The 18,156-nt window shown below is 68.6% G+C and carries 19 protein-coding genes and 1 tRNA gene; 12 read left to right on the top strand and 8 right to left on the bottom strand.

The genetic code is table 11. The features are described 5' to 3' along the window. The 3 genes from IWC96_RS00935 to IWC96_RS15855 form a co-directional block, all read right to left on the bottom strand. The coding region (locus IWC96_RS00935; protein WP_196838195.1) for an outer membrane protein at positions 1–747 on the bottom strand (747 nt) is incomplete at its 3' end. A gap of 249 nt (positions 748–996) precedes the next feature. Further along, entirely contained in the window at positions 997–1,800 is an 804-nt protein-coding gene (locus tag IWC96_RS15860; protein WP_231378743.1) for a hypothetical protein, read from the bottom strand. Positions 1,801–1,846: 46 nt separating this feature from the next. Continuing rightward, the gene (locus IWC96_RS15855; RefSeq protein ID WP_231378742.1) at positions 1,847–2,284 is read right to left on the bottom strand and encodes a hypothetical protein; all 438 of its coding nucleotides are present in this window, start codon (positions 2,282–2,284) and stop codon (positions 1,847–1,849) included. A 155-nt stretch (positions 2,285–2,439) separates the two neighbouring features. On the opposite strand from IWC96_RS15855, the gene IWC96_RS00925 reads away from it, so the two are divergent. From IWC96_RS00925 to truA, 4 genes are all read left to right on the top strand, one after another. Continuing rightward, positions 2,440–2,516 (top strand) — tRNA-Arg (locus tag IWC96_RS00925). A 149-nt stretch (positions 2,517–2,665) separates the two neighbouring features. Further along, a complete protein-coding gene (katG, locus tag IWC96_RS00920; protein ID WP_021696252.1) occupies positions 2,666–4,906 on the top strand; it encodes a catalase/peroxidase HPI in 2,241 nt (746 codons plus the stop codon). Positions 4,907–5,013: 107 nt separating this feature from the next. Further along, positions 5,014–5,928 carry a methionyl-tRNA formyltransferase gene (gene fmt, locus IWC96_RS00915; RefSeq protein WP_021696251.1) on the top strand — a complete coding sequence of 305 codons (915 nt, stop codon included), beginning with the start codon at positions 5,014–5,016 and terminating at the stop codon, positions 5,926–5,928. Beyond that, positions 5,928–6,680 carry a tRNA pseudouridine(38-40) synthase TruA gene (truA, locus tag IWC96_RS00910; protein WP_021696250.1) on the top strand — a complete coding sequence of 251 codons (753 nt, stop codon included), beginning with the start codon at positions 5,928–5,930 and terminating at the stop codon, positions 6,678–6,680. Before fmt ends, truA begins: the two co-directional genes overlap by 1 nt. Before the next feature lie 4 nt (positions 6,681–6,684). Here truA and IWC96_RS00905 read toward each other — a convergent pair whose 3' ends face one another. Then, a complete protein-coding gene (locus tag IWC96_RS00905) occupies positions 6,685–6,819 on the bottom strand; it encodes an entericidin A/B family lipoprotein (protein ID WP_021696249.1) in 135 nt (44 codons plus the stop codon). Between the two features lie 30 nt (positions 6,820–6,849). Between IWC96_RS00905 and IWC96_RS00900 the strand changes: the two genes are divergently transcribed. After that, positions 6,850–8,595 carry a thiamine pyrophosphate-binding protein gene (locus IWC96_RS00900; protein ID WP_231378741.1) on the top strand — a complete coding sequence of 582 codons (1,746 nt, stop codon included), beginning with the start codon at positions 6,850–6,852 and terminating at the stop codon, positions 8,593–8,595. A gap of 38 nt (positions 8,596–8,633) precedes the next feature. On the opposite strand, the gene secA is transcribed toward IWC96_RS00900, so the two are convergent. After that, the gene (gene secA, locus IWC96_RS00895; RefSeq protein WP_021696220.1) at positions 8,634–11,555 is read right to left on the bottom strand and encodes a preprotein translocase subunit SecA; all 2,922 of its coding nucleotides are present in this window, start codon (positions 11,553–11,555) and stop codon (positions 8,634–8,636) included. Between the two features lie 265 nt (positions 11,556–11,820). Between secA and IWC96_RS00890 the strand changes: the two genes are divergently transcribed. From IWC96_RS00890 to IWC96_RS00875, 4 genes are read left to right on the top strand one after another with little or no spacing between them, the layout of a single operon-like run. Continuing rightward, positions 11,821–12,753, top strand: coding sequence for a peptidylprolyl isomerase (locus IWC96_RS00890; protein ID WP_021696219.1), 933 nt, complete (start codon positions 11,821–11,823; stop codon positions 12,751–12,753). Then, positions 12,750–14,123, top strand: coding sequence for a bifunctional glutamate N-acetyltransferase/amino-acid acetyltransferase ArgJ (gene argJ, locus IWC96_RS00885; protein WP_021696218.1), 1,374 nt, complete (start codon positions 12,750–12,752; stop codon positions 14,121–14,123). The genes IWC96_RS00890 and argJ overlap by 4 nt, the downstream gene beginning before the upstream one ends. Next, positions 14,120–14,530: a (deoxy)nucleoside triphosphate pyrophosphohydrolase gene (locus IWC96_RS00880; RefSeq protein ID WP_021696217.1), complete on the top strand. Its 411-nt coding sequence runs from the start codon at positions 14,120–14,122 to the stop codon at positions 14,528–14,530. The genes argJ and IWC96_RS00880 overlap by 4 nt, the downstream gene beginning before the upstream one ends. A gap of 21 nt (positions 14,531–14,551) precedes the next feature. Continuing rightward, on the top strand, positions 14,552–14,734 hold the full coding sequence (locus IWC96_RS00875) for a Flp family type IVb pilin (RefSeq protein ID WP_021696216.1): 183 nt from the start codon (positions 14,552–14,554) through the stop codon (positions 14,732–14,734). Here the strand turns inward: IWC96_RS00875 and fliP are convergent. Both fliP and IWC96_RS00865 read right to left on the bottom strand, forming a co-directional pair. After that, positions 14,731–15,513, bottom strand: a complete 783-nt coding sequence (fliP, locus tag IWC96_RS00870; RefSeq protein ID WP_370541063.1) for a flagellar type III secretion system pore protein FliP — start codon at positions 15,511–15,513, stop codon at positions 14,731–14,733. The genes IWC96_RS00875 and fliP overlap by 4 nt on opposite strands. A 38-nt stretch (positions 15,514–15,551) precedes the next feature. Further along, complete coding sequence (locus IWC96_RS00865) at positions 15,552–15,827, bottom strand: flagellar biosynthetic protein FliO (protein ID WP_021696214.1); 276 nt, start codon at positions 15,825–15,827, stop codon at positions 15,552–15,554. 134 nt (positions 15,828–15,961) lie between these two features. On the opposite strand from IWC96_RS00865, the gene flgB reads away from it, so the two are divergent. Genes flgB through fliE form a run of 3 tightly spaced genes read left to right on the top strand, consistent with a single transcriptional unit; the run spans position 15,962 to position 17,127 of the window. After that, on the top strand, positions 15,962–16,375 hold the full coding sequence (gene flgB, locus IWC96_RS00860) for a flagellar basal body rod protein FlgB (protein WP_021696213.1): 414 nt from the start codon (positions 15,962–15,964) through the stop codon (positions 16,373–16,375). Between the two features lie 11 nt (positions 16,376–16,386). Next, on the top strand, positions 16,387–16,806 hold the full coding sequence (gene flgC / locus IWC96_RS00855) for a flagellar basal body rod protein FlgC (protein WP_370541061.1): 420 nt from the start codon (positions 16,387–16,389) through the stop codon (positions 16,804–16,806). A gap of 12 nt (positions 16,807–16,818) precedes the next feature. Beyond that, the gene (gene fliE / locus IWC96_RS00850; protein WP_021696211.1) at positions 16,819–17,127 is read left to right on the top strand and encodes a flagellar hook-basal body complex protein FliE; all 309 of its coding nucleotides are present in this window, start codon (positions 16,819–16,821) and stop codon (positions 17,125–17,127) included. A gap of 10 nt (positions 17,128–17,137) precedes the next feature. On the opposite strand, the gene IWC96_RS00845 is transcribed toward fliE, so the two are convergent. Then, positions 17,138–18,040 carry a 2OG-Fe(II) oxygenase gene (locus IWC96_RS00845; protein ID WP_148291401.1) on the bottom strand — a complete coding sequence of 301 codons (903 nt, stop codon included), beginning with the start codon at positions 18,038–18,040 and terminating at the stop codon, positions 17,138–17,140. Between the last annotated feature and the right edge of the window lie 116 nt (positions 18,041–18,156).

Genomic DNA, 18,156 nt, shown 5'->3' with positions numbered 1-18,156 from the left:
CGGGGGAGGCGGCGGAGGCGCCGCGACCGGACCGAACGCATAACGCAGACCCACGGTCACCGTGTGGCTGAAGTCGTAGTCGCCTTCGAACGAACCCAGAGCCGGAGCGCCGACCGTGGTCGTGTCCCAGCTGGTGTCACCGGTCAGGTAACGGTAGGTCAGGTCGATGTTGGCGCGTTCGCCAACGGCCCAGGCGAAGCCGGCGAGGGCCTGGAAGGCCAGCTCGGTGGTGTCGTCGTCGGCCGCCAGGGTGGCCGAACGGTCACCACGAAGATTGCCGATGGTGTCGATCGAAACCATGTTCGCGCCGACGCCCAGACCCACGAACGGACGGAAGGCCCAGTCAGGCGAACCGATGTCGTAGATGGCGTTGATGAACAGGGTCTTGGACTCGATGTCACCCTCGGGGGAGTGGCACGGGCCGGTGGCCGGCGTCAGGTTGCACAGGCCGGACGGAACCGCGTCGGTGAACCGGCGAACAGTGCCGATGTCGCCCGAGCGATGGCCGCCTTCCAGCTCCACACGCCAGTTGGGGTTCAGCCGATAACCGAGGCGCGCGAACGCGGCCCAGCCGTCATTGACTTCCCATTCCCAGGCCGGACCGGCGTCGGAACGAGCGTTGATGCCGTCCTCCATCCAGTGACCGCCCAGGTCGATCGCGCCATACCAGCCGTCCGGCTCCGCCGACGCACTGGTCGCCGCGAAGAGCCCTGCCGCCGCAACACCGGCGAGAAGCTTCAACTTCATTTTGGATCCTCATCGTCTAAAAAATGTTTGCCCAAACCCCGACGCATTGCGCGGTGCTCGAACCGACCGAACGAGCCACGGGCCGTGCGGTTCCCTGTAATAAGCCGGGATTGCGACAACTGTGGCGCCATTCCAACACAAAACGCCCAAGCGGCCGAAAATCGAGCCTTCAGGGCGTGAGTGACGTCACAGTCTCGATACCGTAAAGCGGCCGTACGGGCAACTGACGCCGTCTGACCGCAGGCGGTCTTATCTGGAGAGATCAGTCGGGAGGGTCTGGGAGGACAGCAATTGTTCGGTCACCTCCCAGCGATCACCCAGCTGACTCTCGATCCAGGCCTGCACCATGTCGCGGCCAAGGCCGTAGTTGATGACGTAGCTGCGATAGCGCTCGATGAAGCTGAGCCTCTGTTCGGCCCTGTCGCGGGCCACCAGGGAATAGGCCTGCAGCTGGTCCAGCGCCGTGTCACGGTCGATGCGGCCGGCCAGATAGTCTGACGCGATGGTGTACTCCGCCCGCTGCAGGCCCCGCATCAGGCCCAGCAGCTCGGCCTGGGCTTCTGCGGTCGCGGGATCCAGCCCGGCGAGCGGATACAGAACCTCGCGCTCGAACCGCACGCGCTCCTCGCCGGGGAAGGCCAGGTCGATGCCGTAGTTGGCGCTGCCCTCGGCGATGAAGGACATGGGGCTGTAGAGCGGATAGACGCTCATCTCCATCCAGCCCTTCTCGTCCACGAAGGTGCGCTCCAGCAGGGCGTTGTAGACGTGGTGTCCGGGATAGCCCTCGTGACACCCCAGATCCACGGCCCGGTCTATATAGATGGGCAAGTCGGTGTTGATCTGGATCAGGCTGACGGCGTCGCCCTGATACCAGTTGTAGCCGGACCAGGGCTGATCGGTGACGAACTCCAGGGTGAAGCGCTCGTTCTCGGGCAGGTCGAAATGGCGCACGGTGCGGGCGCGGCACTCGTCGATGGCAGCGCGCATCACGGCATCCAGCCGGTCCGTCGGGATGACGTAGTCGTTCCGGAAGGCGGCCACCCGCTCATGCAACGGTCCGTCGCCCGGGATCAGGGCGTCGATGCGCGCCAGGGTGTCGTCATAGGCGGACAGGGGCGGCGTGTCGGGCCGGACGCCGAAACAGGCCCTCGGCCTCGTCGGCGAAGGCCGGCTCCTCGCCCGCGATCATGCGCAGGCGCGTGTTGGCCGCGTTCACATGGGCGATCAGATAGGCCCGCCGCTGGACCTCCTCGTCGGACAATCCGCGCGTGGGAAACTGCTCCAGACGTTGGGACAGCGCGGCGGCGGCGGCGCGCAGCTGCTCCACAGTGCGGGGATTGGTCCGCGCCGTTTCGGCCCATTCCGGCGGACCATGATAGGCGTCCACATAGCCGTCTTCCCGTTCGCCGATCTCCAGGGTCATGATGACATAGTCCTGGGCGATGGCGTTCAGGGTGTCGTCGCCGCGTCCGGAGCAGGCGGCCAGGCCCAGGGCGCCCGTCAGGCACAGGGCGGCGATGATGCGGGTCCGCCTCATGGCGCGTCTCCTTCATATGATCTTTCGCACAGGCTAGGCCGCGCCCCACCTCCCGCCAAGTCCGCAGCGAACAACGCGCCGCGCGATTTGCGGATTGAGCGCCTGCCGCCCATGCTGTAAGCACCGCCCTCGCGACGGGCCCTGCGCCCGCTCACGCACCCGTAGCTCAGCTGGATAGAGTACTGCCCTCCGAAGGCAGGGGTCACAGGTTCGAATCCTGTCGGGTGCGCCATTCTTCTTTTCCCGGTCCCGTTCCCGCGCCGGCCTCGTCTGCGCCTCCCCATAGATTTTTTGATCACTGGAGAAAAAGTTTATCGATTTTCCTTTTGCGCTCGCCTGGCCTAGGGTTGCGGCCTGACCAGCGATAAACGGAGGAAAATCATGGACGGTGAACAGGACGGCGGTTGCCCGATGAAGAAGCAAGGGGCCATGCGCTCCCTGCTGGGACGCACCAACCGTGATTGGTGGCCCAACCAGCTTTCGCTGGAGATTCTGCATCAGCAGGGGATCAACGGCGATCCCATGGGCGACGACTTCGACTACGCCGAGGCTTTCAAGGCCCTGGACTATGATGCGGTCAAACGTGACCTGCACGCCCTGATGACCGACAGCCAGCCCTGGTGGCCGGCGGACTACGGCCACTACGGCCCCTTCTTCATCCGCATGGCCTGGCATTCGGCCGGCACCTACCGCACCGGCGACGGCCGCGGCGGCTCGAGCTCGGGCTCGCAGCGCTTCGCACCCCTGAACAGCTGGCCGGACAACGCCAATCTGGACAAGGCCCGGCGCCTGTTGTGGCCCATCAAGCAGAAGTACGGCGCCCAGCTGTCCTGGGCGGATCTGATGATCATGGCCGGCAATGTGGCCATTGAATCCATGGGCGGGCCCGTATTCGGCTTCGGCGGCGGCCGCGCTGACATCTGGGAGCCCGAGAAGGACATCTACTGGGGCACCGAGGAGGAGTGGGTCGGCTCGGAAGGCGCCCCGACCCGCATCCAGCCCGACAAGGAAATGGTGCTTGAGAACCCGCTGGCCGCCATCCAGATGGGTCTGATCTACGTCAATCCGGAAGGCCCGGGCGGCAATCCCGACCCGCTCCAGTCCGGCCGCGACATTCGCGAGACCTTCGCCCGCATGGGCATGAATGACGAGGAGACCGTCGCCCTCACCGCCGGCGGCCACACCTTCGGCAAGTGCCACGGGGCCGGCGACGCCTCCAAGATCGGGGCCGAGCCCGAGGGCGCCGATATCGCCCAGCAGGGCCTGGGCTGGCAGTCCGGCCACGAGAGCGGCATGGGCGACCACACCATCACCTCGGGCCTCGAAGGCGCCTGGACCCCCACGCCGATCCAGTGGGACATGACCTATTTCGAGATGCTGCTGGACCACGAGTACGAACTGGTCCGCAGCCCGGCGGGCGCGCAGCAGTGGCAGCCGGTCGGCAATCCCGAGGACACGCTGGCCCCGGCCGCGCACACCCCTGGCAAGCGCGTCCCGACCATGATGACCACGGCCGACATGGCCATGAAGATGGACCCGGAGTATCGCAAGATCTCCGAGCGCTTCCGCGCCAATCCGGACCAGTTCGCCGACGCCTTCGCCCGCGCCTGGTTCAAGCTGTGCCACCGCGACATGGGCCCCAAGGCCCGCTACCTGGGCCCGGAAGTCCCGGCCGAGGACCTGATCTGGCAGGACCCCATCCCGCCGCTGGACCACCCGGTGGTGGACGCCAACGACATCAGGACGCTGAAGGGCAAGATCGCGGACTCGGGCCTGAGCGTGTCCGAGCTGGTCACCACCGCCTGGGCATCGGCCTCGACCTATCGCGGATCGGACCACCGGGGCGGCGCCAACGGCGGCCGCATTCGTCTGGAGCCGCAGCGCAGCTGGAAGGTCAATCAGCCGGAGCAGCTGGCGAAGGTTCTGCAGGTCTATGAAGGCATCAAGGCCGACTTCGACGCCTCGGCCGCGGGCGGCCGCAAGGTCTCCATCGCCGACCTGATCGTCCTGGGCGGCTCCGTCGGCATCGAGCAGGCGGCGAAGGCCGCGGGTCACGAGGTGGAGGTTCCCTTCACCCCCGGCCGCACCGACGCCAGCGCCGAACAGACCGACGCCGACGGCTTCGACGTTCTGGAGCCGAAGGTCGACGGTTTCCGCAACTATCTGGGCGTGCGCTACACCGTGCCGACCGAGGAAGTGCTGATCGACCGGGCCCAGCTGCTGGGCCTCAGCGCCCCGCAGATGACGGTTCTGGTGGGCGGCCTGCGGGTGCTGGGGGCCAACCATGGCGGCTCGAAGCACGGCGTGCTCACCGACCGTCCCGGTCAGCTGACCAACGACTTCTTCGTCAACCTGCTCGACATGGGTACGGCCTGGAAGGAAGTGGACGACCGGGGCGACGAGGTCTTCCTCGGCACCTGCCGCAAGTCCCACGAAGAGAAGTGGACCGCCACCCGTACGGATCTGGTGTTCGGCTCCAACTCGCAGCTGCGCGCCCTGTCGGAGGTCTATGCGGCCTCGGACGCCAAGGCGAAGTTCGTCAAGGACTTCATCGCGGCCTGGGTGCAGGTCATGAACGCCGACCGCTTCGACCTGGCCCCGGCCCTGCGCCGCGCGGCCTGATCCGGATCCGCCGCCGCGTCGGGATCGTCCCGGCGCGGCGGTGATCAGGGTGGAGCGCCGCCGCCCCTCGCCTTGTGGCGGACGTCCGCATGAGGCAAAGCCCCGCCATGCGCATCGCCTTCATGGGAACCCCCGACTTCGCCGTGCCGTCGCTGGCCGAGCTGATCGCCGCCGGACACGAGATCGTGGCCGTCTATTCACAGCCGCCCCGGCCCCGGGGGCGAGGCCAGAAGCTGACCTCCTCGCCGGTCCACGCCTTCGCCGAGAGCATGGGCCTGCCGGTGTTCACGCCAGACAGCATGAAGGCGCCCGACGCCATCGAGACCTTCCGCTCGCTGGATCTGGATGCGGCGGCGGTGGTGGCCTACGGCCAGATCCTCAAGACCGGGGTGCTGGAGGCGCCGCGTCTGGGCTGTTTCAACCTGCACGGCAGCCTGCTGCCCCGCTGGCGGGGCGCGGCGCCCATCCAGCGCGCCATCATGGCCGGCGACCGCCAGACCGGCGTTCAGATCATGCGCATGTCCGAAGGTCTGGACGAGGGCCCGATCCTGCTGTCCGAGGTTATGGACATTCGCGACGACGATACCGCCGCCACCCTGTCGGACCGCATGGCCCACGTTGGCGCCGGGCTGTGGCCCCGCGCTCTGGCGGCCATCGAGCGCGGGGGCGCAACTCCGGTGGAACAGACGGGCGAGCCCACCTATGCGAAAAAGATCACCCCCGCTGAGGCGCGCATCGACTGGTCCCGTCCGGCGGCCGAAGTCGACTGTCACATCCGCGGCCTCTCACCCTTCCCCGGCGCCTGGTTCGAGGGGCCGGACGGCGCCCGCATCAAGGCGCTGATGTCCCGCGTAGAGGATGGCTCGGGCCCGGCCGGACACGCGCTGGACGACCGTCTTCTGATCGCCTGCGGGACCGGCGCGGTGCGCCTGGCGCGGGTCCAGCGCGAGGGCAAGGGGGCGCAGGCGACCGAGGAGTTTGTGCGCGGTTACGCCATCGCGTCAGGAACGGTGCTGGGCTGATGCCGCGCTATCGTCTGACGCTGGAGTACGACGGCTCGGTCTTCAACGGCTATCAGGCCCAGGACAACCTGCCGACGGTGCAGGGGGTGGTGGAAGCGGCGATTCTGGCCTTCTGCGGCCAGGCCATCCGGTTGCAGGCCGCGGGGCGGACAGACACCGGCGTCCACGCCACAGGTCAGGTGGTGCACGCGGACCTGGACAGGGACTGGCCCGCCCGGACCGTGATGAACGCGCTCAACGCGCACATGATCGCGGCGCCCGTGTCCGTGCTGGCCTGCGAGATCGGCGGGCTGGATGACCGGGGCGAGGAGTGGCACGCCCGGTTCTCGGCGCGCGAGCGGCGCTATCTGTACCGCATCCTCAACCGCCCGGCCCCGCCCGCCCTCGACAAGGGCCGGGTGTGGCATGTGAAGAAGCCGCTGGACGTGGACGCCATGCAGGCCGCGGCGCAGGTCTTCGTGGGCCACCACGACTTCACCACCTTCCGCGATGTGAACTGCCAGTCGAAGTCGCCGGAGAAGACCCTGGACGTGGCCCGGGTCACCCGCACCGGCGAGGAGGTTCACCTGACCTTCGCGGCCCGGTCGTTCCTGCACCGGCAGGTGCGCTCCATGACCGGCACCTTGGCCGAGGTGGGCGCCGGCCGCTGGACCCTCGAGGACGTGCGCGCGGCGCTGGACGCGCGTGACCGCGCCGCCTGCGGCCCCGTGGCCCCGTCCTGCGGCCTGTATCTGACCGGCGTGGGCTACTGAGCGATCAGCAGCTGCCCTGAACGGTGCACTGCACGCCCTGGCCTGCGGCCTCCAGATCCTGGCCCACGCCGCGCACGGTGTTGCAGGCGGACACGGTCAGGGTGAGGGCGGCGATGGCGAGTACGGCGATCTTGCGCATGGGAAATCTCCACGAAAATTCGATAGCGGAATGTCCAGCTTCGCCGTGGGTTCCGCAAGCGCAATAGGCGCCGCCGCACGCGATCTGCTAGTCACCGTGGCCATGACGCAAACCCGCTCCCAGCCGCAAGGCACCGCCGCCCGCCGCCTCGTCGAGACCCTCGTCGTGAACGGCATCGACACCGTGTTCTGCGTGCCGGGCGAAAGCTATCTGGCCGTTCTGGACGCCCTGGCCGACGTGAAGGACCAGATTCGGGTCGTCACCTGCCGCCACGAGGCGGGCGCCGCCAACATGGCCGAGGCCTATGGCAAGCTGACCGGCAAGCCGGGCCTCTGCATGGTCACCCGCGGGCCGGGCGCCACCCATGCTTCGATCGGCGTGCACACGGCGCATCAGGACTCCACGCCCATGATCCTGTTCGTGGGCCAGATCGCCCTGACCGATCGGGGACGTGGCGCCTTTCAGGAGGTGGACTACCGCGAGGTGTTCGGCGGCCTGGCCAAATGGGCCACCGAGATCGAGACGCCTGCCCGGACGGTCGAGATCGTGGAGCGCGCCTTCGCCACCGCCCTTCAGGGCCGCATGGGCCCGGTGGTCGTGGCCCTGCCCGAGAACATCCTGCACGACGACGGCGGACCGGCCCCGGTCCGCGCCGTAACGCCCGCGCGCTCGGCCCTGCCCGCCGCCTTTGTGGCGCAGGTGCGCGAGACGCTGGCGAAGGCCGAACGCCCCCTGCTGGTGCTGGGCGGGTCCGGCTGGACACAGGAGGCCTCGGACGCGGTGGCAGGGTGGTGCGAGCGCATCGGCCTGCCGGTCAGTCTGTCGTTCCGGCGCAAGGACATTCTGAAAAACGACCACCCCTGCTACGTGGGCGACCTGGGTCTGGGCTGCAATCCGAAGCTGATCGCCCGGGCGAAAGGCGCGGACCTGATCATCGCCGTCGGCGCCCGGCTGGGCGAAAACCCCACCCAGGGCTACACCCTGTTCGAGCGCGAGGGTCTGGCCGACCGGCTGATCCATATCCACCCCGGCCCCGAGGAGCTGGGCCGGGTCTGGCCGACCCTGCTGTCGGCGGCGGCGGACAATTCCCTTGCCGCCCTGGCGCTTTCAGAGATCGATCCGGGCCGCACCTGGCATGACGAGGCCGCGATCGGTCACGGGGACTATCAGGCGTTCTCCACCCCGGTCCCGGTCACCGGCGCGGTGAACATGAGCGAATGCATGGCGCATCTCAACGACGCCGTGCCGCCCGACGCCGTGGTCACCAACGGGGCGGGCAATTTCGCCGCCTGGCTGCACCGCTTCTATCGCCACAAGGCGTGCCGCACCCAGCTGGCGCCCACCTCGGGGGCCATGGGCTACGGCTTTCCCGCCGCCATCGGGGCCAAGGCCGTGCATCCGGACCGCGAGGTCATCTGCATCGCCGGCGACGGCGACTTCATGATGCTGGCCCAGGAGCTGGCCACGGCGGTCCAGCACGGGCTGAACATCATCACCGTGGTGGTGGATAACGGGACGTACGGCACCATCCGCATGCACCAGGAAGGCCACTATCCGGGCCGGGTCATCGCCACCGACCTGAAGAACCCGGACTTCGTGAAATATGCCGAGGCCTTCGGCGCGTTCGGGGTGCGCTGTGAACGGACCGAGGATTTCCCCTCGGCCCTGACGGCGGCCCGCGCGGCGGCGAAGACCCAGCCCGCCCTGATCCACCTGATCACCGACGCCGAGGACATCGCTCCCAACCGCACCATCAGCGGGTTGCGCAAGGGGTAGGGGTTGCCCTCTCCCTCACGGGGAGAGGGCCCCGCTGTCTAGACCAGCGCGCCGTGGCAGTGCTTGAACTTGCGGCCGGAGCCGCAGGGGCAGTCGGCGTTGCGGCTGGTGCGCTCCCAGCCCGGGGGCAGGGCGTCCACCGGCAGGCGGGCGCGGTCGTCGCCCGACAGGGCGCCTTCAGGGTTCTGGGCCGCCGGGTTCTTCATCTCGTTCTCGCCGGTCAGCGGATTGAGGTGAATCTCCTGGAAGTCGCCGGCGGGCGGGGGCGGCGCCTCGAAGCGGAACTCCACCGTCATGACCCACCGGGTGACGTTGTGGCGCAGATTGGTCAGCAGCGTCTCGAACAGCGAGAAGGCCTCGGTCTTGTACTCGTTCAGAGGATCGCGCTGGCCGTAGCCGCGCAGGCCGATGACGCCGCGCAGGTGGTCCAGATGGACCAGGTGCTCGCGCCACTGCATGTCGATCATCTGCAGCAGGAACTGGCGCTCCAGGCCGCGCATCTGGCCGGCGCCGATCTGGGCCTCGCGCTCCACCGCACGGGCCTCGGCGGCGGCCTGCAGCCGCTCCTCGATCTCCTCGTTGGACACGCCTTCCTCGGCGGCCCATTCGCGCACCGGGACGTCCAGGCCCAGGGTCTTGACCACATCCTCCTCGAGCCCGTCGATGTCCCACTGCTCGGCATAGGCCTTGGGCGGCATGTGCTGTTCCACGATGTCCGACACCGTGTCCTTGCGGAACTCGCCCACCAGCTCGGACAGGTCCTCGGTGTCGAGGAATTCCTGACGCTGCTCGAACACCGCCTTGCGCTGGTCGTTCACGACGTCGTCGTACTTCAGCAGGTTCTTGCGGATTTCGTAGTTGCGCTGCTCGACCCGCTTCTGGGCGGTCTCCACCGCGCGGTTCAGCCACGAGTGGCTGATGGCCTCGCCCTCGGCGACCTTGAAGGTCTCCATGATCGAGGCCAGGCGGTCGCCGGCGAAGATGCGCAGCAGGTCGTCGTCCGTGGACAGGTAGAATTTCGACGTGCCGGGGTCACCCTGACGGCCGGTCCGGCCGCGCAGCTGGTTGTCGATGCGGCGGCTTTCGTGGCGCTCGGTGCCCAGAACGAACAGGCCGCCGGCCTCCAGGGCCGCCTGCTTGTGCTGTTCGATATCGGCCTGGAGGCGGGCGGACTCGGCGGCCTCCAGTTCGGGCGTGATCTCATTGCCCATGGCGCGCTGTTCCTGGGTCCAGCGCGACATGCGCATCTCCAGGTTGCCGCCCAGCTGGATGTCGGTGCCGCGGCCGGCCATGTTGGTGGCGATGGTCACCGCACCGGGCAGGCCCGCGTCGGCAACGATGAAGGCTTCCTGTTCGTGGTGGCGCGCGTTCAGCACATTGTGCGGCACGCCCTTGCCGCTCTTCTTCTCGACGGTGAAGGCGTCCACGCCCAGCTTGTCCAGCAGCTTGACGCCGGTGGGATCGGTCTCCAGTTCGGTGCGCGTCCAGATCGGCTTGATGCGCCGCCCGCCCGCCAGCTGACTGGCCTTTTCCAGCGCCTCGGGCTTGAGCCGCCAGACCTCGGCTTCCCAGGCGTGGGTCTGCAGCAGCTCGGACAGTTTTTCGGACTTCTCGATGGAGACGGTGCCCACCAGGATCGGCTGGCCCGCCGCGTGACGGTCGGCGATGGTCTGGGCGACGGCCAGGTATTTCTCGGCGGCGGTCCGGTAGACCTCGTCGTCGTGGTCGATGCGCAGGATCGGCCGGTGGGTCGGCACCTCCAGCACGTCCATCTTGTAGATGTCGTGGAATTCCGACGCCTCGGTGGCGGCGGTGCCGGTCATGCCTGACAGCTTTTCGTAGAGGCGGAAATAGTTCTGGATCGTGACCGAGGCCAGGGTCTGGTTCTCGGGCATGATCTTCACGCCCTCCTTGGCCTCGATGGCCTGGTGCAGGCCTTCGGACAGGCGGCGGCCCTGCATGATGCGGCCGTTGAACTCGTCGATCAGCAGGATCTCCCCGCCCTTGACGATGTAGTCCTTGTCCCGATGGTACAGGGTGTTGGCGCGCAGGGCCTGGTTCACATGGTGCACCAGGGAGACGTTGGCGGCTTCGTAGAGGTCGACGGTGCCTTCGACCAGCAGACCGCGCTCGCGCAGCATGTCCTCGACCCGTTCCGAGCCGATCTCGGACAGCAGGGCCTGACGCTGCTTCTCGTCGTGATCGAAGGTGGTCTCGTCCTGGATCATCTCCTTCACGATGCCGTCGATGATCAGATACAGCTCCGACCGGTCGTCCGTGGGGCCTGAGATGATCAGGGGCGTGCGCGCTTCGTCGATGAGGATGGAGTCCACTTCGTCCACGATGGCGAAGTGGTGGCTGCGCTGGACCATCTCGCGCCGGTCATAGACCAGGTTGTCGCGCAGATAGTCGAAGCCGAACTCGTTGTTGGTGCCGTAGGTGATGTCCGCGGCGTAGGACGCCTGACGCTGGCCCTGGGACAGGCCGTTGACGATGACGCCGACCTCCATGCCCAGGAAGCGGTAGACCCGGCCCATCCATTCGGCGTCGCGGCGGGCCAGATAGTCGTTCACGGTGATGACGTGCACGCCCTTGCCGCTGAGGGCGTTCAGATAGACGGGCGCCACGGCCACCAGGGTCTTGCCCTCGCCGGTGCGCATCTCGGCGATGCCGCCCTTGTGCAGGATCATGCCGCCGGCCAGCTGCACGTCGAACTGGCGCTGGCCCAGCACCCGCTTCGAGGCCTCTCGCACCACGGCGAAGGCTTCGTTGAGGATCTTGTCCAGGCTCTCGCCCCCGGCGACCCGGTCGCGGAACATCTGCGTCATCATGCGCAGTTCGTCGTCGCTGAGCGCCTCCATCTTGGACTCCAGCGCATTGATGCGCTGGACCTGGGCCATGAAGGACTTGACCTGGCGGTCGTTGGAGGAGCCGAGAAACTTTTTGGCGAAGCCGAGCATGAAAAATCCGGTCAGGCGGTCGAGCGGGCGCTCGTTCTGCTAGGTGAGGGCCCAGGGAGGGTCGGCGGACGACGCCGGGGGCCGGAGGTGCGAAGGACCCCGGCGGCCACGCCCGCAAGGGAATTCGAGGCCGCGCGATCCATCGAAAACCCCTCGACTTGGGCGCGGGCGAGACTTAAGCACCGGCCTATCCCCTGTCAACGCGAGGGCTTTTGCGGCACGGTCCCGGCAAGGGTCCCGCAGACCCGGATTCGAGGAGCGCCTCATGGGTCAGACCCTTCGTCCTTTCACTGTCCTGATGCTGGTCCTGACGCTTGCGGCCTGCGGCCGCGGCGCCGGGGACGAAACCCCGCCCGAGCCGGGCGACCGGGCCGTGGCCCGGGTCGAGGGGGCCGCCATCTGGGCGTCGGACGTCAAGCGCGAGGCGGTGGCCCAGGGCCTGATCGGCGAGGGCGAGCCGCTGGACGTGACCTCGGACCTGTTCCGCCGGGTGCTGGACGAGGTGATCGACCAGAAGCTGCTGGCGCGCGAGGCGGACCGGCGCGGTCTGGCGGACAGTCCGCTGGCCCAGCGGCGGCTGGAGGCGACGCGCGAGCGCATCCTGGGCGACATGCTGGTGGAGACCACGGTCAACCGGGCCATTTCCGACGAGGCGGTTCAGACCCTGTACCAGGAGCAGCTGCGCCTGGCCCGGAACTCCGAGGAGATCCGGCTGCGCCTGATCATGTCGGCCACGCGTGAGGACGCAGACGCGGTGCGCGGCATGCTGGCCGCCGGGGCCAATTTCGAGCAGCTGGCCATGCAGCGCTCCACCGACGAGGCGACCCGCTTCTCGGGCGGCGACCTTGGCTACGCCACCCTGGACGTGATGCCCGCCGTCTATGCGGCCGCCCTGCGCGACGCCGCGGCGGGCGACACGGTGGGGCCGTTCGAGGCCGAGGGCGGCTGGGCCGTGCTGCGGGTCGAGGACCGCCGGCGCGAGACGCCCCCGACGCTGGAGCAGGCCCGGCCCCAGATCGTGCGCTATCTGACCTATGAGGAGGTGCGCCGCCTGCTGGAGCAGCTGCGCGGCCGCGCCGAGGTCGAGGTGATGCTGACCGGGGACCCCCTGGCCGTGCCGGGCGCCCCGGAGGAGCCGGACTCCGCCCCGCCGGCCGCTGCAGAGGCCCAGACGCCCCAGACCGAGGACGCCGCGTGAGCAAGACCCCTTCGCCCCGCAAGGGCGTCTCCACCTCCATCGAAAAGGCGCTGGATCCGTTCGCTTCGGCCCTGAAACGGGTGACGCCCGCCAGGGCGACGCCCGCGACGCCCGCAAAGACAGGCAAGCCCGGGCTGGCTGTGTCGCCGCTGGCCGTGCCCTTCCCCGCCATCCCGCCCATCGCGGGGGTGGAGATCGCCACCGCACGGGCGGGCTTCTACAAGCATGACCGCCACGACCTGACGGTGTTCCGCTTCGCCGAGGGAACCAGCTGCGCGGGCGTGTTCACCCGGCATCAGGTGGGCTCCGCGCCGGTGGACTGGTGCCGCCGGCATCTGGAATCCGACAACGGGGGCCAGGATGTGCGCGCCCTGGTGATCAACGCCGGTTGCGCCAACGCCTTCACCGGCAAGGCGGGGGCCGACGCGGCGCGGCGCACGGCCTCGGCGGCCGCCAAGCGCTTCGACTGCCGCCAGCGCGACGTGATGCTGGCCTCCACCGGGGTGATCGGGGTGGTGCTGGACGACCGCAAGATCGCCGCGCGCATGGCCGACATCGAGGCGGGGCTGACGGCCGACGGCTGGGCCGCCGCCGGCCAGGCCATCATGACCACCGACACCTTCCCCAAGGGTGCGTTCGCCGAGGCGAAGATCGAGGGCGTGACGGTGCGCATCGCCGGCATCGCCAAGGGCTCGGGCATGATCGCCCCGGACATGGCCACCATGCTGGCCTTCATCGTCACCGATGCGGACATCCACCCCAATGTGCTGCGCGCCCTGCTGAACCTGCATGTGCGCACCACCTTCAACAGCGTGACCGTGGACGGGGACACCTCCACCAACGACACCTGCCTGCTGTTCGCTACCGGCGCCTCGGGCGCGCCGCGCATCGGGCGGGTGGGCGACCGGCGGCTGGCGGACTTCTCGAAGGCGCTGGACGCGGTGATGCTGGACCTGGCCCACCAGCTGGTGCGCGACGGCGAGGGCGCGACCAAATTCGTCAAGGTGACGGTGGAGAACGCCCGCTCGCCCGGCTCGGCGCGCAAGCTGGCCCGCTCCATCGCCGACAGCCCGCTGGTCAAGACCGCCATCGCGGGCCAGGACGCCAACTGGGGCCGGGTGGTCATGGCCGTGGGCAAGACCGACGAGCCGGTGGACCGCGACCGCCTGTCGATCCGCTTCGGGCCGCACTGGGCCGCGCGGGACGGGGCGCCGGCGTCCGACTACGACGAGGCGAAGATGAGCGCCTACATGAAGAAGCCCGAGCTGGAGATCACGGTCGACGTGGGTTCGGGTCGGGCCGCGGCCACCGTCTGGACCTGCGACCTGACCAAGGGCTACATCGAGATCAACGGCGATTACCGCTCGTGAGCACCCCTCTACCCACCCTCCTCGTCGTCGCCGCCGCCCTGATCGATGCCGACGGCCGGGTGCTGATCGCCCAGCGGCCCGAGGGCAAGCAGATGGCGGGGCTATGGGAGTTTCCCGGCGGCAAGGTGGAGCCTGGCGAGCGGCCCGAAGCGGCCCTGATCCGCGAACTGCGCGAAGAGCTGGGCGTCGAGACGAAGGAGGCTTGCCTGGCCCCGTTCGTGTTCGCCAGCCACGCTTACGAATCCTTTCACCTGTTGATGCCACTGTATCTGTGCAGACGCTGGGAGGGTGCGGTGACACGCCATGAGCACGCCGCCCTGGCGTGGGTCAGGCCGAACCGCATGTCGGACTATCCCATGCCCCCCGCCGACGCACCGCTGGTCGCCTATCTGCGCGACCTTCTGTGATCTGAACCGCGGAGGGGCGGCATGAAACGGTTTGTGCGTCGGCTGGCCTCGGACGAGCGTGGAGCCACGGCCATTGAATACGGCCTGATCTGCGCCCTGATCTTCCTGGTCATCATCGGGGCGGTGACCCTGTTCGGCGAGACCGCGACCAATGTGTTCATCGGCGCGGCCAACGCCGTGTCCGGCGCGGCGTCAGGCGGCTAACTGCCCGCCGCGCGCTGGAAGCTCTCCACCAGCGATCCGGCCACCAGCCGCCAGCCGTCCACCAGCACGAAGAAGATCAGCTTGAACGGCAGGCTGATGATCACCGGCGGCAGCATCATCATGCCCATGGACATCAGCACGCTGGCCACCACCAGATCGATGACCAGGAACGGCACGAACAGCAAGAAGCCGATCTCGAAGGCGCGCTTCAGCTCCGAGATCATGAAGGCCGGCGTGACCACCCGCAGGGGCAGATCCTGGGCGCTTTCCGGCGGATCGATGCGCGACATGCGGGTGAACAGCTCCAGATCGCGCGGCCCCACCTGATCCAGCATGAAGCCCTTGACCGGCTCGGCCGCCGCGTCGAACGCCTGGGGCAGCTCCATCTGCTGGTCCATCAGGGGCCGGATGCCGGAATCGTAGGCCGCCTGCCAGGTCGGCGCCATGACGATGGCCGACAGGAACAGGGCCAGGGACACCAGCACCGCATTGGGCGGCGACTGCTGCATGCCCAGGGCGGTCCTGAGCAGCGACAGAACCACCACAATGCGGATGAAGCTGGTGGTCATGATGACGATGGACGGCGCCAGCGACAGCACGGTGATCAGGCCCACCAGCTGGACCACCCGCTCGGTCAGGCCCGCCCCCGTGCCCAGATCGATGCTGATGGCCGACCCGGACTGGGCGGCCTCCTGGGCGATGGCCGCCACGGGCAGGATCAGGCCCAGGCTCAGGCTGACCAGGGTGACGATCAGCGACAGGCGCAGGGCGCGCTTCAGTTCGGCGCGGGTGGGCAGGGCGAGCACGGCCGGCCGGGTCACGCCCCGCCATCCTTGCCGCGAGGCTCGATCAGCTCCTTGCCCTCGCCCAGCAGGATCAGCCGCTCCTCATCGTCCACACGGACCAGAATCAGGCGGCGGGCGGGATCGAGAACGAGGGTCTCGACCACCTGCATGCGGCGCTCGCCCCGCACGCCCTGGAAGCGCACCATCAGGCCAGGCGCATAGCGGCGCAGGGCATAGGCCGCCAGACCGATCAGGCCCAGCGTGATGGCCAGGCCCAGAATCGCCCGCGCGAAATCAAGAAAACCCATTCAACCGCCCCGCCGGCCACACGCCGGATTCGCGCCTCAGCATTAAGGATCGTGGTTAACGACCCATTGAGGAAACGGCCTGTTAACCATGCACCCGGCATTTTCCGCCCAGTAGCCATTGTGGCGGGAATCTCATGCGCCTGGACAACATCCCCCTGTTCGACGCCATCCGCGGCCGACTCGGCTGGCTGGAGGAGCGTCAGCGGGTCATCGCCCAGAACGTGGCCAATTCCGATACGCCGGGATTCGCCGCCCGGGACCTGCGTGCGCCAGACGACTTCGCCCACGCCATGATGCGTCAGACGCAGGGGGTGGGCATGATGCGCACCAGCACGGCCCACATAGCCATGGAGCCCCAGCGCGGGATCAACTACGCCTCCATGACCTCCCCCGATTCCGAAACCACGCTGGACGGCAATTCGGTGGTGGTCGAGGAGCAGATGCTGCGCATGGCCGAGAGCCGCATGGCCCACGACGCCGCCATCGGCTTCTACCAGAAGTCCCTGAACATGCTGCGCATGGCCGCACGCAAGCCCGGCGCGGGCTAAAGGAGTGAGCAATGCCTGATCCCGTCCCCCCCCGGAACCCGACCATGAACATCGCGGCCTCGGCGCTGCGCGCCCAGCAATCGCGCATGCGCGTCATTGCAGAGAACATCGCCAACGCCCAGTCCACGGCCCTGGTGGCGGGGGGCGAGCCCTATCGCCGCCAGATGCCGGTGTTCCAGACCCAGGCGCTCGACGGCGGCACCGGCGTCCAGCTGGCCGCGGTGCGGCGCGACATGGGTGAGTTCCGCATGGAGTACGACCCGTCGCACCCGGCCGCCAACGAAGAGGGCTATGTGATGCGGCCCAACGTCGACACCCTGGTGGAGGCCATGGACATGCGCGAGGCCCAGCGGGCCTATGAGGCCAACCTCAACGTCATCGAGACGGCGCGGGCCATGGACACCCGCATCCTCGACCTGCTGAAGCGCTAGGAGGCTTAAGCCATGAACCCCATGATGGCGGCGCGGGCCTATGCGGCCACCCAGGGCGCGGCGGCTCCCTCGGCGGCCGGCGGAAACGTCGCCCCGGCGGGCGGCTCGGAATTCTCGAACATCCTGCAGTCGGTGATCGGCGACACGGTGCAGCAGTCGCGCGCGGCCGAGACCCAGATGTCGGCCGCCATCCAGGGCCGCGCCGAACTGATCGACGTGGTCACCGCCGTGACCTCGGCCGAGGCCTCCCTGGAGACCGTCATGGCCGTCCGCGATCAGGTCATCAGCGCCTATCAGGAAATCATGCGCATGCCGATCTGAGGCTGAGGCCTCAGCGCCGCGGCGGCCCGCTCCGGCACCACTGGGACGCCACCCATTTGACCCCTTTCACGGGCGGCAGGCCCGCATGGCGGGTGCGCGTGTCGACACGGCCGTCCGGCAGGGTGTTGGCCCACATCAGGGCGTCGCCCCGCGCGCCCCTGTGCCTCAGCCCCGTGCTCTCGAAGGCCGTTTCACCGCCTTCATAGTCCTCATTGAGATAGACCAGCAGGGTCGCGATGCGCTGACCCTTTCGGGCCATGTCCTCGGCCAGACCCGGCTGGTCGGGCGTCAGATAGTCCACGTGCCAGTCGAAGGTTTCGCCGGTGTCGTAGCGCAGCACCTGCAACGGCTCCAGGCCATGGGCCGGCAGACCGGTCACCCGGATCACCCGCTCGCGCAGCAGAACCATGACCAGATCCAGAGACCACAGGTCGAAGGCGCAGGCGCTGTTGGTTCGCGCGCCCTCGCGCCGCCCCAGCCCCGTGGCCGGGTCATAGACCTCGGCGGGCCCGACCCGTTCCGACGCCCTCTGGATGATCCAGTCGCAGGCCGCCGGGGGCAGGAACCCGGGAATGGACAGCACGTGCGGACCCGGCGAGATCATCATGGGGCGCGGCGGCGCCAGCCATGACGCCAGATCGACGGCCCGCGCGGCCTGATCCCAGGCGGCCGCATCGTCCCGTCCGGCCGCGACAGGCCCGGCGTCCGGCGCCAGCACGGCGAGCTGATCGCGGGCCGTTCCGGATCCCAGGGCCGCAGCGCGGGCCAGCTGCCCCAGCGCCAGGGTCCAGTCCGGCGGCATGCGGAATCCCACCGCCGCCAGCACAGCGAGGCGGTGGGCCGCTTCGGCGTCGCCGTCGTCGGACGCGCGGCGCAGATCGACGGGGTCGGGCGGCTGCGAGGGATCGGTCATGATCAAGCCTTAGCGCGAGCCGCCCGGGACGCCAAAATCTCTCAAAGGCTCGCCAAGCCGCGCGAAGGTCGTCTAGACATTCGGCCGCGGCGCGCGTGCCGCGAAGCTGCCCGTTG

Source organism: Brevundimonas sp. BAL450 (assembly GCF_015767455.1).
GTDB lineage: Bacteria > Pseudomonadota > Alphaproteobacteria > Caulobacterales > Caulobacteraceae > Brevundimonas > Brevundimonas abyssalis.
The sequence above is the reverse complement of the archived record's forward strand: the minus strand, read 5'-3'. Positions and strand labels throughout refer to the sequence as shown.

Coding starts and splice junctions, on each gene's coding strand:
- IWC96_RS00900 (WP_231378741.1), top strand. CDS start 6,850: ATGTCCAGCTTCGCCGTGGGTTCCGCAAGCGCAATAGGCGCCGCCGCA.
- IWC96_RS00890 (WP_021696219.1), top strand. CDS start 11,821: ATGGGTCAGACCCTTCGTCCTTTCACTGTCCTGATGCTGGTCCTGACG.
- IWC96_RS00905 (WP_021696249.1), bottom strand. CDS start 6,819: ATGCGCAAGATCGCCGTACTCGCCATCGCCGCCCTCACCCTGACCGTG.
- IWC96_RS15855 (WP_231378742.1), bottom strand. CDS start 2,284: ATGAGGCGGACCCGCATCATCGCCGCCCTGTGCCTGACGGGCGCCCTG.
- IWC96_RS00845 (WP_148291401.1), bottom strand. CDS start 18,040: ATGACCGATCCCTCGCAGCCGCCCGACCCCGTCGATCTGCGCCGCGCG.
- truA (WP_021696250.1), top strand. CDS start 5,928: ATGCCGCGCTATCGTCTGACGCTGGAGTACGACGGCTCGGTCTTCAAC.
- secA (WP_021696220.1), bottom strand. CDS start 11,555: ATGCTCGGCTTCGCCAAAAAGTTTCTCGGCTCCTCCAACGACCGCCAG.
- fmt (WP_021696251.1), top strand. CDS start 5,014: ATGCGCATCGCCTTCATGGGAACCCCCGACTTCGCCGTGCCGTCGCTG.
- fliE (WP_021696211.1), top strand. CDS start 16,819: ATGAACCCCATGATGGCGGCGCGGGCCTATGCGGCCACCCAGGGCGCG.
- IWC96_RS00875 (WP_021696216.1), top strand. CDS start 14,552: ATGAAACGGTTTGTGCGTCGGCTGGCCTCGGACGAGCGTGGAGCCACG.
- flgB (WP_021696213.1), top strand. CDS start 15,962: ATGCGCCTGGACAACATCCCCCTGTTCGACGCCATCCGCGGCCGACTC.
- katG (WP_021696252.1), top strand. CDS start 2,666: ATGGACGGTGAACAGGACGGCGGTTGCCCGATGAAGAAGCAAGGGGCC.
- flgC (WP_370541061.1), top strand. CDS start 16,387: ATGCCTGATCCCGTCCCCCCCCGGAACCCGACCATGAACATCGCGGCC.
- IWC96_RS00865 (WP_021696214.1), bottom strand. CDS start 15,827: ATGGGTTTTCTTGATTTCGCGCGGGCGATTCTGGGCCTGGCCATCACG.